The sequence below is a fragment of the Candidatus Endolissoclinum faulkneri L2 genome, assembly GCF_000319385.1.
Lineage (GTDB): Bacteria > Pseudomonadota > Alphaproteobacteria > Thalassobaculales > Thalassobaculaceae > Thalassobaculum > Thalassobaculum faulkneri.
Genome location: NC_019566.1, coordinates 703745 through 718216 on the forward strand (window position 1 = coordinate 703745; position 14472 = coordinate 718216).

Here is a 14472-nt window from a genome sequence, read left to right on the forward strand (position 1 = left end):
AAAGGCCAGCGATATGTTTTCAGATATTTTGCTAGCTATAGATTTGATAGCTCCACAAACTCAAGAAAAAGCTGTTGCGATTGCTGTTGAGCAAGCCAAACTATTTAATAGTCGATTACATGTCTTAACCGTAGTGCCAGAGGTTCATTCAGGTATAGTAGCTGGTTTTTTCCCTAAAAACTTTGAGAGTGAAGCAATAGAGGCTGCTCGTCAACAGCTACATGATTTTTGTGAGAAAAGAATACCAGCTAATCTAAAGCTGCAGCATGTAGTCGCTCATGGCACTATTTATCAGGAAATCGTTAAGGCTGCTCGACAAACTGCGTGTAATCTTATAGTGATGGCTTCACATCGTCCAGAACTATCGGACTTTTTATTGGGGCCAAATGCAGCAAGAGTTGTGCGTCATGCCTCATGCTCGGTAATGATTATTCGCGATTAAAAATGAGGGGCATTGTAAATCTGCGATTTTTAGTTTATTGAGATTTATCTCATACCGATAATCTATTAATTATTGATAAATATGAAGATTTTTTATTAATCGCACTGATAAAATGAAGTTAAAATTTAACATAGAATACAAAATACCTTTATTGCAAACATAAACTTGAATATGTTTGGTTAGTATAAAAACCAAACATATTAACATAATATCGAGCAAAATTATTTTTAATGTTTTTATATAATTGTCTATTAATTCGACTATTCGTTAGTTAAGCTTTAAAGCTATTAAACCCCAAAGGAATTTAATAGGCCAATTTACTATATACCATTAAATTTAATCAAATAAATTAATTTTACAACTAACTTTAATAGATTTCTACTTATTTTTTAATAAGTATGTAGTTAATACCTGACTTCTGTAGTTTACTAACTATTACTATTTTAGCTATCAATAATAGCTTGGCGCTAGATAATTTTTGTCGACAGAATTGTATTTCAAAGTTCAAGCACTGAGCAGACATACCATCGCTTTATTAATAATATTAAAAGATAAAGAATAAAATACTCAGGCAAAGATAAAAAAACAAATGACTTAACGATAAGTAAACTATAGGTTATATTTTTGTGTAATCAATCAAATAATATTTTTTTTGTTCAATGCCTAACAAAAATTAACATATAGTTTTAAGCAGTATATCAGTGTATTTTGCTAAAAGAAAATTATAATTTTATATATTAGTTTTTTAGCAAAATAATAAACATTAAATTATCGAGTTAATTAGCTTGCCTGAATATAATCGATGACTGTATCCTTTTTAACTAATCTCAACTAACTATAATATTAAGAGTATCAATATGTTATTTTATTCACAATAAAAAATTGCTCTATAAAAGCAAAGCAAATTCTTTCTAAAAAACAATACATTGCTGATTTGATTTAGCGTAAATTATACTTAATTTGTTTCATTTTAAATATATTAGGTCAAATCGTCACTTATAACAATAACTAACATTGCACTGACTGCACAACAATAAAGAAGTTAAAAAATATTTTACGTTTTGTTTGCATCCTCAACAAAATAACTCAGCTATAATTCCTTACATCGTTCTATTTTTTAAAAGTCTCATGGTTTATACGAAATCAATTATCACAATAAACACTATCTTAGTCATTGTATTACCAATGACTAAGATAGTGTTTATAATTAAATATAATTTTTCAGTGAAAAAGAATCATTCAAAGAATTATTTCTCAAAAATAGAGGATTATTATCTTAATTAAATTTAAAATTTCGTGAATAAAAACAATTAAATTCATCGTCAATGATAAATAATTTTTATTTCTTATTTCGGAATTGATCTAAAGAAACTACATCGGCCGATACAGTAGAGCTATTTTTTTCTGCAGGAAATTCCTCCTGAAGAGTAATATTACGATTAACAACGTGCTCAAATTGTAAGCCAAATTTAACGGAAGGATCCGTAAAACCAGTAATAGCCTCAAAAGGAACTTCTAGTGACTCAAGCACATCGTTGAAACTTAACATTATTGAAAACTTATCCTCCATTACTTCCAGTTTCCAAAACTGAAACTGTAGAATGATTGTCATCTTATCTGGATAACGCTTAACTAAATACTCCGGAATTTTTACTCCATTAGCACGCGTTTTAAATGTGATATACAAACTTCTATTATCAGAAAGACCACGCTGAGATACTAGCTTAAGGGTTTCCTTAACTACACTACGCAAGGCCGTTTCGACCATTAAGTCGTATCGAAAAATATCTTCAACCATATGCTTTAGTACATTTGTAATGCTTAGTCCTAGTAGATTAACAGAAAATTTGTTCTTCCTTAAAGAAAGATCTCAGTTAAATTCATACATTAATCTAAAATAACAATACGAGCCTTCTGTTGCTAGGCGGCTCGCAGGCCCCACGTTTAGGTCCAAAGCCGAAACGAATTAGTCAGAGGAAGCTGAGCTGTATCACGCAGCCAAGCGAGCCTCAAAATAGTTGTCGTTCGCAACTAATATAAAAGCCCGATAACGGTGGAACAATGCCGAGCAAAAAGTGATCCTTTATTACGCACGTCGACCCTGTTTCGCCCCCATTTAAAACCTTACTGTTTCTTAACATAAGTATTAATTCATGGTGGAGGCGCCGGGTACCGCCCCCGGTTCCGCTTCGCTTATTCCGAACACCATTTATCGCCATAGTCGACCGGAAAGCCGACGCTAGTTGATGTAGGCGTTTGTTAACAATTATTAAAGGGGATAAGAGAAAGTAAATATGCGAATGTTATATTAAATTTTAATTTAAGAAATTTTATTATAATCTCAAAAAAATTTAATATTAATTAAACCGTAGAACGATAAAAGCACACTTTTTGGTTATTGTTAAGGTTATATTTGATATATAATTAATCAATGCTCCCCTTAATAAGCTTGTTAATAAAGATGAAAAATCAGGGAAATAATCTTAAAAAATTGTCGGCAATATGCTTATTAAGATTATAATTGAGACTGGTCAATTTAATGTAAAAAATGATTTTTTATTCTTGGTTAAAAAAACAGCCAGTATTAGTCAGAATTAATAAATAAAATTCCCGCTATTAACTAATATATTTTCACGATTGAATATAGCTTGGCCTACAAAAACATCTCTGTAATTATTTTTTGACCTAAAATAGCAAAGATAATTTTATCATGTTCTTGTTAACTACTTAAAAAACTATTTTCAGTTTATATAAAATTTCTACGTCTTGATTGTATAATAAAATTTGTCTATCAAACCAATATAAACTTTTGTTTTTTAATTCAAATGATTATTCTTTTAAAGATAATGAAGTTACAATAACACAATTTTATTGCTTGATTTTAAATCGTACCATTATATTAATATAATAATTAGCATTTTCTTGAAAGCAAAGATTAAGAAGTAATTAAAGTTAAAAATGAGTAGATCTTAGCTATTAAATATAATATTTAAGAACTTATAAGTAATTTGGTTAGTGGAATAATACCAGAAGTAGCAATTGTTATACAAGCTATACAATTAGATAATTATTTTCAATTTAGATAAGTTATAATGCTTAATTCAATTTTGACTAATAGCGAGTATAAAAATTATTATAGTATTCTTTTTATGGCTAATTAGCATAGTTGATATCATAATCATTTTGATTAAATTTATGAGGATAAAATCACTAAAATTACAATCATTGCAGCAATGGCTGACAACATGGTAATCGGTCGCAATAATGGTAGTTTACCTTGGTTAATACCTAAGGACCTTGCTCGTTTTAAACATTGTACACTAGGTCACAGCATATTGATGGGGCGACGTACATGGGACACAATCGGTCATCCTCTGCCGTTTCGTCGATCAATAGTCTTTACTCGTAATGTGCACTGGGCTGCAAAAGGAGCATATCCGGTAAAGAATCTAGATGCCGCCCTCGCTGTCTGTGTTAAAGAAAAGGAAGTATTTGTCGTTGGCGGAAGGGATATCTTCGCCTTAACGATACCATTAGCTGATGCTTTATTTCTTACTTTTGTACATACACAGGCTCGCGGTGACGTTCAATTTCCAAATATTAACTGGTCTGCCTGGCGCGAAATCTGGAGAGAAAATCATCCACCTGATGGTAATCGACCTGCTTTTACTTTTACTAATTACTTGCGTACCTAGATAGGTTTTTATAATTGTTATAAAGATTTTATCAATTATTAAAATTTAGTTAAATTAGCTCATGAAATATCTGAGCAAAATTCTTCTCAATTAATAGATCATCCCTGCTGTAAAAATTAATTTGCGAAGTAGCTAAATAATCATACAAGACTATTTTTTGATAAAAACCTTCTAAATTGTCGTTTGTTTTGTATTAACAAGAACTAGAGATAGTTAATTCTAGTTTAGTAGCAATATTAGTAAATGCGATTCCATGTGGAGATAAAGGTTCGCTAGCGATGATCGGAATGCCATTGTCGCTAGCAACTCGAATGTCCAGGTGTAGAGGAACCTCGCCCAAGAACGGTACGTTGAGTTTTTTCGCTTCCATACGTGCTCCTTCGTGACCAAAAATATCGCTACGCTCACCACAACACGGGCATATAAAATAGCTCATATTTTCTACAATTCCTAAAATTGGAACAGCTAATCGCCGAAACATATTAAGGCCTTTGCGCGCATCAAGCAAAGCAATGTCTTGCGGTGTAGAGACAATTACTGCTCCAGCCATAGGTACTCGTTGAGCCATAGTAATCTGGGCATCTCCAGTGCCAGGCGGCATATCAACTACAAGAAGATCCAACTCACCCCATTCAACGTCACGAAGCATCTGCTCTAGAGCTCCCATTACCATTGGTCCACGCCAAATAGTTGGCGTATCTTCTGCTGCCAAAAAGCCCATTGACATGCATTTAATATTGTGACTTTCAAGCGGAAGCATTTTAGTCCCTTTAAAAATCTCTGATTTATGTTTAATGCCCATCATACGCGCTAATGAAGGACCATAAACATCAGCATCTAGCATACCTACTTTCAAACCATTGTTCGAAAGAGCTACTGCCACATTAGTGGCAACGGTTGATTTGCCTACTCCACCCTTGCCAGAAGCAATAGCGATAATGGATTTAATCTTCGGTATCGATTGGCGTGCGGGTATACGACTTTGCTGAGGGCGCACAGCACTGCGATGAGCTGTAAGCACAGCGTTTACTGAGGATACGCCAGATATCAGTAAAACAGCAGCTTCCGCAGCCTTTCGCAAACCTTCCATGGTATGGCCCTTGATTGGATCAACCTCTAGCGAGAAGCTAACATTACCTTCGTTGATTACTAATCCTGCTACCTTAGCAACTGTAAGTAATGTAGCTCCGGAAGTAGGATCAATTACTTTTGTTAAAGCATTTTGAATAGATTCTTTGGAAACCATTGTCATAGGTTGAAATCCCTGCCATTTCGCCAACATACTGGAAATCGTAACATACTACACCCGCAGTATTTGGGATATTAGATTATTAAGCTGTGCCTTATAATACGCCGGCAATATACTACTTTCCCCGCGTTTAAAATATTATATGTAGAGAGAGGATATAGAGCTATGCCTTGGAGTGATCAAGGAGGCCGCAGGCGAGGTCCTTGGGGTGGTAGCAGCGAAGGGCAGGGGCGTATCAATTCACCCTGGGGGCGTTCTCCAGGAAATGATAGCGGTAATCAAGGACCAAACCAAAATGACATCGAAGATATTTTGCGCCGTCAGCAGCAAAAATTTCGCGGTATGATGCCAAGTGGATTTCTCGGTCCCAAATTTATTATTTTAGCAATTGTTATTGCTACTTTTATTTGGCTGTCGTCTGGCTTTTATAGAGTGCAGCCAAACCAACAAGGTATTGAACTAGTTCTTGGGAAATATGCAGGTACACCAAAAGAACCTGGCCTGCAATGGAATTGGCCAGCTCCGATTGGTGAAATATTCCTTCCTGATGTTACACGCGAAAATAGGATCGAGATTGGTTTTCGTTCCGGAGTTGATGCACGCACAAGCACTAGGCGCGATGTGCCAGAGGAAAGCCAAATGATCACTGGCGATGAAAATATTATTGATATTGATTTTGTTGTATTTTGGCGTATTCGCAATGCCGGTAATTTTTTGTTTAACTTGCATAATCCTGAACAAACTGTGAAGGTTTCTGCTGAGGCAGTAATGCGTGATATTGTTGGCAATACAAGGATTCAGGATGCCTTAACCGAATGTCGTGGTGCGATTGAAACTGCTGCGCACGAACAACTTCAGTTGCTAGTTAATGAGTATCAAGCTGGCATAGAGATCCGTTCTGTTCAACTCAACGAGGTTGATCCCCCTGCTCAAGTAATCGATGCCTTCAACGAAGTCACGCGCGCAAGACAGGACCGAGAGCGACTTAAAAATGAGGCAGAAGGTTATCGAAATGATGTGGTGCCTAGAGCTCGAGGAGAGGCTGCCCAAATAATTGAAAACGCCGATGCATATCGCCAGGAAGTGGTCAACCGAGCTCAAGGGGATGCTAACCGGTTTAACTCAGTTTACGAAGCTTATAAACAAGCTAAGAACTTAACAACTAGACGTATCTACTTAGACACGTTAGAAGAGATTCTATCAAATGTAAATAAGGTGATCATTGACGATGACGTTAAGAATAGTGGCGTTATACCTTACTTACTACCTTTGCCGGAAGTTCATGAATTATTCAGCAATAATCGCTTAATAAAAAATACTAGCACTAAAGGGGAGAATAACTAAATGAACTGGGCAGTTGCCGGTGTTTGCATCGTATTCGCCATGGGAGTCATTCTTTCACAAGCCTTATTTATTGTTAATGAAACTGAGCAAGCATTGGTAGTTCTGTTTGGTGAACCGGTTCGCGAGATTCGAACACCAGGTATTAATTTCAAAATTCCTTTGGCGGAGAACACAACTTATTATGAGCGCCGTGCACTTGATGTCGATCCACCGCGCCAGCAAGTCATTTTAGCTGACCAGAAAAGACTTGATGTCGATAGCTACGCTCGGTATAAAATCATTGATCCGCTACAATTTTTTCGAGCAGTGCGTGCTGAACGTGAGGCAGCTTCCCGACTGTCAATAATTATCAACTCTTCGCTAAGACGTGTTTTAGGTAATCAAACGTTAGCTGATGTCTTGTCGAAGAAGCGTGCTAGAATTATGACCAATATCAGAACAGAGGTAAACGATAGCGCACATCGATTCGGTATGGAGATAATTGAAGTACGCATTCGTAGAGCTGACTATCCAGATGCGACTAAGCAAAACATCTTCGATCGTATGACTTCTGAGCGAGAGCGTGAAGCAAGAGAGTTCCGTGCTCAAGGAAATGAGCAAGCGCAAAAAATTAGGGCAGATGCCGATAAACAACGCACAGTGATTGTTGCGGAATCTCAAAAGAACGCAGAAACTTTGCGCGGTCAAGGCGATGGTCAGGCGATCAAAGTTTACACAGATGCTTTCAGTCGTGATCTTGCATTTTTTGATTTTTACTGGTCTATGCAAGTATATAAGAAGATGGTGAATAATGGAAGTGCTGATACCACTATGTTGCTTTCTCTAAACAGCGAGTTTTTCAAGTATTTTAACTCCATAGCCACTAGGCATCCCGTGGATGCTCGGTGATTGTATAATTATTAGACTTAGTGGGTATAATGAAATACATATATCATTTTATTCTATGATAATTGCTTGTTGTTGTTAATTAAATGAACCGCTTTATGGTATTGTCTTGAAATGAAAAGATGTACTTTGCTAGTAAAATTGATGTCATCACTTAGGCAATAGTTAAGCTTTGACTTAAAAATGTTAATTTAGTATGATAAGTTTAATTTTATATAAAAATTAGCTTATTAAAAACTGTACTATATATCGATAATTATTTATATATAGTCTACATATACAATATGTGTTTATGATTAAATTTATTTATATGGAAAAACCAGCTTTGCTGACTACTATCGTCGTACGATAAAAACTTTATTCAAAGTAAGATTTGAATTTAATTCGATAAAATAGGAATAATAGATTACTGTTTTATAACTTAAATATGTAGTTTTTTGCTTAGTACTGCGTTATATGCAAAAAAATTATAGACATAACTAATAATTATAGCGCTATGATTCATATATATGAATGAATTTATTATAACTTAATAAAAGCCTTTGCTTTTTTTAAATTTACTCAAGTTTTAACTTGATGCTAATCTTCTGGTTATATAAAACCGTTGTGAATTGTAATTGATCAATTACTGACCGCATCTGAATCAAACATTTTAATAACTATTTACTTTAAATTAATGAAAGTTTCTTAATTATAAGAGAGTGAGGAATATGATCAACTATAGTCTTTGCACTTATTTTGTTATACATTATAACTTATTATAAGAAAGATAATTCAATAAAGAATACAATTGTTATTCAGTGGAATTGATATTGCTGAAGTGATAATTCATCTTTTATAAAAATTGAATAAGATCTCTTTACTATAGTCAGAAATTAATCATTGTGACTAAAAATAAAGTTAATTTGGTAAGTGATTTTAGTACACTTCATTGATGCCATTCTTGGTTTAGTTTCATTGCGAAGTAGTATTTCGTACTGGAGGATAAGCAAGACTCATTGAGCTTTCTATGAAAGAATGGCAGTAAACTTAAAAAAAAAATAATTTTTATCAAGTTGTTTACTGATCGACGATCATCAAAGTTATCATCTGTAAAAAATCGCTAAGTTATATCGCTAGACTTTTTTAGGACAATTAAACCTGAAGCATGATATACTTGAAGTATATTTGATCAAATCATAATTTTTTTTTCATATAATCCTCTAATAGATCTAAAAAAGTAAGATTAATTCTTGTATCGAGAACGATTAATCTATAGTGGCGTATATTTCTACATGATGAGATAAAGTTATCTAATCAAAATGAGTGGATAATATATCCGACTACACAGCTAGCGTATATATTAATCTAAGTTTCCTTCAAGGAAATTAAAAAGACCAACATACAAATTTTTAGCAAGCATTTATTTCATATTCCTATTTAATAGGATAAACTTTAAACATTGCAATTTACTATACATTATTATAGAATCGCTTGTTAGTATTAAAAATATTATTTGACGCAGTGATAAATAAGAGAATCCATTCCTAATGGGCACTATAAACAAAGAAATAAAATTTGATCACATTATTTAAACTATTTTGAAGCAGCTTATGCACTCTATTGAATACAATCATTTATTAAGATGATCTCTGCTTAAGTTCATTTCTACCATATATTTTCTACCTAGAATACACTGTTGATAAATTAGAGATTCAAGAATTATGCCTTCAAAAGGACAATCAAGTGAAGCTATTTTATTTATCTTTATAGTGATATTATTGAGCTGCTCTAACAATTTTTCCTGAATTTGCGTAACACAGAGCCATAATGAAATCTGTATTGTAGACGATGGCACTTTTACAAGGCAATCTTCCAATATAAGTCATCGTTAGATGCCGCGTAGAATGTATTACGATCATTAAAAAAAATTAAACTTAATTGCTAACTTATTAGTAATAATATTATGTAACAGCAAAGGAGTAATTTATGCCCTTATTTGCAACAGTTAATCCGGCAGATAAGGTAGCTTTGTTAAACTCTGTAGCAGTCATAGCTAGAGCAGCTGGAGAAATTGAGTTGTTTTATTATCGTACTGATACTGTAACTTTTACTAAAATGGATGGAAGCATTGTCACTTCTGCGGATCAAGCAGCTGATAATTATATAGTACAGAATCTTAATTTACTTACACCAAATATACCGGTGGTAGCTGAGGAAAGTTTTGAGGCTGGTAATATACCTGATATTTCTTGTGGGAGATTTTGGTTAGTTGACTCACTTGATGGTACTAAGGAATTTGTCAATAATAGTATTGATTTCACAGTTAATATTGGATTGATCTGGGATGGCATTCCTATACTTGGTGCCTTGCATACACCTGAAAATGGTATAGTTTGGGGCGGCATACTGGGTGAAGGTGCATGGGAAGAAAGCAAAGACGGTACCCGCAAAATTATTACCGTTCGTAAATCTCATCCAGATAAACTAACCATAGTTGCTAGTCGCAATCATTATAGTCTAGAGCTAGATGGTTATATCAGGAATATGCATGTGAAAAAAATTCTGTTACGTGGTTCTGCTTTAAAATTTGCTCTTCTTGCTAGAGGCGACGCCGATATTTATCTTAGAACTAGTCCGACAATGGAATGGGATACGGCTGCGGGTCATGCTTTACTGTTAGCAGCTGGGGGAACAATGACAAAGTTTGACGGTTCTCAATTGGATTACGGCAAGCCAAAATTCCTCAATGATCATTTTATCGCTCGAGGTCGTTAAGCAAATTTAAACCATTATGCTATTTTAACTATAGTACTATTTTTAAAATAATTTAACCGTTCGTAGATCTAAAAACAAACAAAAGACTAATTTTTAGTTTACTATTTGCAATAGATTAGTTAGAGAGAGCTTCGTTTAAATAAACGTGATAAATTAATTTAACTAAAAATTGTTAGACTCAATGCGTAAGAACTAACAAAAATAAAATATTTTTATTCCGCAAAGCATTTAATTTATTAAATTATACATTTACTCTTATATTAAAAAAGCTTTAATTAGATGCTACCTAATTAAAGCTTTTTTAATATAAATACTTCTCATCTTTCAAATTATCAGAATAATTAATATCAGAATAAAAAACAAGATATGACAAGTAAATCGTAAGGATACAGATAAATAATTGATTTGATCATCGTAAATTCTATGAAACTTACCAGGAAAATTTTTATACTTTAAATTAAAATCTAACGAAGCGCAACCTCGCTAATTTATAATAAGAATAGTTTATAAGAAAATGATAATTGATATAATTCTATTCATCTCAGTTGATGGCTTATTGAATACAACCAACGAGAACATAATAGTATCAATTATTAATATAGTCCAATCTTAATTAGATAATCCATGCATAGACAAGAAGCGTAAGTTTTCTCATTTATTAAAATATCTTACTTTTATCCTATTAAGTAAATTAAAAATAAAACGTTTCGTACAGAACATTTCGCACTGGTATTGGCAAAAAATTTGTTAAAAACTTTAAAATATGAAAATATATACCTAAAAGACGGGAGGTAAGCAGTGCTCAGTGTCACTAGTAATCAAATTTTGAATACTTACTTGCACAATTATGTTGTTTTTTAAACGGTGTATTTATTTTTTGCTTGATATATAATCGCTTTAATGAATTAACGATAGCTAATCTACATTGCTATAATCAATGGCACTAATTTATCATTAGCATAAATTCTAACCGTTATTCCTATTATAGCATAATGTTAGTCCCATTTAATTATTGATACAACCGAACAGCATGTGCCGTTTAAAATTATTATTTTATCCTAACCAAATAGATTTGGCGTCAACTATGTACAATAACCAATATTCATTTAATGGAAATTAACCCTTATAAGGCTAAAAAATAGCGTATTATCCGATTTCCTCTATTTTAACAAAATTATGCAAGATTTGCTTTACGTTACAAGAACTTTACTCAAAAAAGCCCCTCCTGATTTCAAACCATCCTCATCGATGCTATGGCCAAGACCAGGCCGTGAAATAGATGTTACTGCTATGCCCGCAGATATGAGGCAACTTTGTGCTGCTTCCATGGCACTAAATGGCACGATATTGTCTAAAGTACCATGAATTAGTAAAACTTGTGGCTTTGAAGTGATAGGATCTTCAGGTATGTCTTCAACGATTAATGCACCGGAATAACCAACAATACCTGCGATAGGCGGAAGCCTACGTAAAGCAGCATACAATGCTATCATCGTACCTTGGCTAAAACCTACTAAAGCAAGTTTGTTAGCAGTAATAGACAAGCGATCTAACTCAGTATTAAGAAACTCATTCAGCATTTCTGCTGTGCTACGCATACTAGCATGCATGTTAGTATAATCGCCATCATGCATAAAATCAAACCATTGGCGACCAGAAGGAGTCATGTCGCAAGGAAAAGGAGCGTGTGGTGCAACAAAGGCTACTGAAGCCATTTGTGGTGCCCAAATCCGAGCAACTTCTATAAGGTCATTTCCATCAGCCCCTAATCCGTGTAACATTACTACTAAAGCTTCTGCTTTCTTTCCGCTCGATGGTTCTAATCGTGGACCATAAATTTGCTTAATTTGTGTCATGATTGCTTAATCTGTCATGTTAATCAATTTAGTTAATCAATACTGTCTATCGATTGTCATTTAGAAGCTAAACTACTATAGCTTGACATAAAATTCACAATACACGCTACTTCATCGAAAATATGAGCTTAATTATTAAGCTATGTTTGATCGCCTATTTAAATTATGGCTATTCAATTAGTTCATAAATTAAATCAAATTAAAATTTGATTTTGGTATTCATACATTGCGTTGATATAATCACACTTTAATTAAAAGCAACGTATTTTTAATCTGATATACCCAATGCCTATGCAATCACTTTTTGTAGATTATACATTAAAATACCAATAAAGAAGATGATTAATCCAATATTTTTTTGCATAGTTACTAAGACTAAGATTTTTTTAAGTATTTTAGCTGTGCTGTTTTTATATTAGTAAATAATTTGAAGTAAGTTCGTTATTAGTTAATTAACCGCATCCAGGCGCATAGGCATTATCAGTTAACATCTAATTGCACTTAATCGTAGGTAAAAATTCTCTATGAATAAAAATACCTAAAACACAAAAAATAATCTTAACAAAAACTTACTTATCGAACTACATGTTCAATCGTATCATCACATGTTTAAAATGAGTTTTAATTTTGTCATGGGGTGGAAATTTTAAACACAAATATGAACCGGTTAAATTAAAATTAGCTTAGTACATCAAATCAAAAAAAACAGTGTATCGACCAAAGGCCCAGCCAGCAGCAAATGCAATTAAGACGGGCCAATAACTTAGCTGAGTACGTGCTTGTAAAATCAGTCGCATAGTATCTGGGTGCAGTTTGATGCCACCATCTTTTATATAACCGAGCGCCTTATCGCCCTGAAGAATCAGCGAAGGCATTTGCTCAATACTTCGGATAATCTTCGCAGTGACTAGTGCTATACGAGCTTCCGGCCCTCTGTTTTCACGCATCCATTCCTCGATTAGCGGTTTAGCTAGATCCCACATGTTAATGTTTGAATTCAAACTTCTACCTACCCCCTCCGACATTACCATAGTTTTATGCAACAATAAGAGCTGAGGCTGGGCTACCATATCAAAATTCTCTGCAATGCGTAAAACTTGACCGAATAATTTAGCTATAGATATTTCTTTCATAGATTTGTTAATCATTGGCTCGCCAACTGATCGAACAGCTTGAGTGAATAGATCGATAGACTTATTGGCTGGGACCATACCCATTCGAAAATGAACTTCTGCTACCTTACGCCAATTACCTAGCAAAAAACTAGCGAGTATGTCAGCCAGATAGTATCGTGTTTCTAAATCAAGTCGACCCATAATTCCGAAATCTACAGGCATTAGTACACCTTCTGACGATACTAACATGTTACCGGGATGCATGTCGGCGTGGAAAAATCCGTCACGGAATACTTGATTAAAAAACACAGCCGCAGCACGAGTTAGTAACATTGTTGCCTCCAAATTAGCCTTAGCGAGTGCTTTAGTATCGTCTATGCGAAATCCATCAATCCATGCATTAGTGAATACTCGACTGGTGGTTCGATCCCAATCAACCTCAGCAACGGCAAAACTCTTATCGCCAATAAAGTTTTCCGCAAGCTCAATAGAGGCTGCCGCTTCTAGGCGGAGATCTATTTCAATCTTAAGCGTATCGCGAAAAACATTTATAATATCAACTGGTTTAAATCGATGAGATTTAGCTAAGTTACGCTGTAATATTCTAGCAATCCAAGAAAGCAAACTAAGATCGCGAGCAATGGCCGTTTCAATGTAAGGTCGTAAAATTTTTACCGCAACTTTGCGTCCATCTGAGGTAATTGCACGATGCACTTGAGCTATAGAAGCGGCGGCAACCGGAGTTGCATTAAATTCCGAGAACAAAGTCTCAATAGGTGCACCTAGTTCATGCTCTAGTATACTGCGAGCAATCGCATAGTCGAATGGAGGTAGACGATCCTGAAGGTGCGTAAGATCTTCGGAGGCCTGTTCACCAATCAAATCGCCACGAGTCGCTAAAGACTGACCAAGTTTGATAAATGTTGGGCCAAGCTGGGTTAGTGCGCCAGCAAGTCTTTGACCCCAACGGCCGGTAATTGAATCATTACGTAAGTGCCGAGCGATCTTGGCTAGATTAGAAATGGCGGGTGCTGCGTTTGCTGTTTCCAGTGGTTCAAAAACACCATTCTTGGACAGAACCCAAAATATACGTAACAGAAAAATTAGATTTCGCAAAGAACGTATCATA

Annotated in this window: 9 protein-coding genes and 1 other RNA gene; 5 read left to right on the forward strand and 5 right to left on the reverse strand. The window is 34.4% G+C overall.

Going from position 1 to position 14472, the window contains the following annotated elements:
- Window positions 1–13: 13 nt before the first annotated feature.
- Complete coding sequence (locus tag A1OE_RS02130) at window positions 14–442, forward strand: universal stress protein (RefSeq protein WP_015088442.1); 429 nt, start codon at window positions 14–16, stop codon at window positions 440–442.
- A gap of 1339 nt (window positions 443–1781) precedes the next feature.
- On the opposite strand, the gene A1OE_RS02135 is transcribed toward A1OE_RS02130, so the two are convergent.
- Together A1OE_RS02135 and ssrA are read right to left on the reverse strand one after the other, a co-directional pair.
- A complete protein-coding gene (locus tag A1OE_RS02135; protein WP_015088446.1) occupies window positions 1782–2240 on the reverse strand; it encodes an SspB family protein in 459 nt (152 codons plus the stop codon).
- A gap of 104 nt (window positions 2241–2344) precedes the next feature.
- Window positions 2345–2720: a transfer-messenger RNA gene (gene ssrA, locus A1OE_RS04200) on the reverse strand.
- Between the two features lie 946 nt (window positions 2721–3666).
- Here ssrA and A1OE_RS02140 point away from each other — a divergent pair.
- Entirely contained in the window at window positions 3667–4137 is a 471-nt protein-coding gene (locus A1OE_RS02140) for a dihydrofolate reductase (protein WP_272942674.1), read from the forward strand.
- A 193-nt stretch (window positions 4138–4330) separates the two neighbouring features.
- On the opposite strand, the gene A1OE_RS02145 is transcribed toward A1OE_RS02140, so the two are convergent.
- Entirely contained in the window at window positions 4331–5389 is a 1059-nt protein-coding gene (locus A1OE_RS02145; protein WP_015088449.1) for an Mrp/NBP35 family ATP-binding protein, read from the reverse strand.
- 162 nt (window positions 5390–5551) lie between these two features.
- On the opposite strand from A1OE_RS02145, the gene hflK reads away from it, so the two are divergent.
- The 3 genes from hflK (at window position 5552) to cysQ (ending at window position 10372) form a co-directional block, all read left to right on the forward strand.
- A complete protein-coding gene (gene hflK, locus A1OE_RS02150; RefSeq protein WP_015088450.1) occupies window positions 5552–6730 on the forward strand; it encodes an FtsH protease activity modulator HflK in 1179 nt (392 codons plus the stop codon).
- Entirely contained in the window at window positions 6731–7618 is an 888-nt protein-coding gene (gene hflC, locus A1OE_RS02155) for a protease modulator HflC (protein WP_015088451.1), read from the forward strand.
- Between the two features lie 1965 nt (window positions 7619–9583).
- Window positions 9584–10372 (forward strand): 3'(2'),5'-bisphosphate nucleotidase CysQ, encoded by a 789-nt coding sequence (gene cysQ, locus A1OE_RS02165; RefSeq protein ID WP_015088454.1) that lies wholly within the window; start codon window positions 9584–9586, stop codon window positions 10370–10372.
- 1190 nt (window positions 10373–11562) lie between these two features.
- Here the strand turns inward: cysQ and A1OE_RS02170 are convergent.
- Both A1OE_RS02170 and ubiB read right to left on the reverse strand, forming a co-directional pair.
- Window positions 11563–12228: an alpha/beta hydrolase gene (locus A1OE_RS02170; RefSeq protein WP_015088456.1), complete on the reverse strand. Its 666-nt coding sequence runs from the start codon at window positions 12226–12228 to the stop codon at window positions 11563–11565.
- Window positions 12229–12911: 683 nt separating this feature from the next.
- Entirely contained in the window at window positions 12912–14471 is a 1560-nt protein-coding gene (gene ubiB, locus A1OE_RS02175; protein WP_015088457.1) for a 2-polyprenylphenol 6-hydroxylase, read from the reverse strand.
- Window position 14472 lies beyond the last annotated feature (1 nt).

Coding starts and splice junctions, on each gene's coding strand:
- hflK (WP_015088450.1), top strand. CDS start 5,552: ATGCCTTGGAGTGATCAAGGAGGCCGCAGGCGAGGTCCTTGGGGTGGT.
- A1OE_RS02130 (WP_015088442.1), top strand. CDS start 14: ATGTTTTCAGATATTTTGCTAGCTATAGATTTGATAGCTCCACAAACT.
- cysQ (WP_015088454.1), top strand. CDS start 9,584: ATGCCCTTATTTGCAACAGTTAATCCGGCAGATAAGGTAGCTTTGTTA.
- hflC (WP_015088451.1), top strand. CDS start 6,731: ATGAACTGGGCAGTTGCCGGTGTTTGCATCGTATTCGCCATGGGAGTC.
- A1OE_RS02135 (WP_015088446.1), bottom strand. CDS start 2,240: ATGGTTGAAGATATTTTTCGATACGACTTAATGGTCGAAACGGCCTTG.
- A1OE_RS02145 (WP_015088449.1), bottom strand. CDS start 5,389: ATGACAATGGTTTCCAAAGAATCTATTCAAAATGCTTTAACAAAAGTA.
- A1OE_RS02170 (WP_015088456.1), bottom strand. CDS start 12,228: ATGACACAAATTAAGCAAATTTATGGTCCACGATTAGAACCATCGAGC.
- ubiB (WP_015088457.1), bottom strand. CDS start 14,471: ATGATACGTTCTTTGCGAAATCTAATTTTTCTGTTACGTATATTTTGG.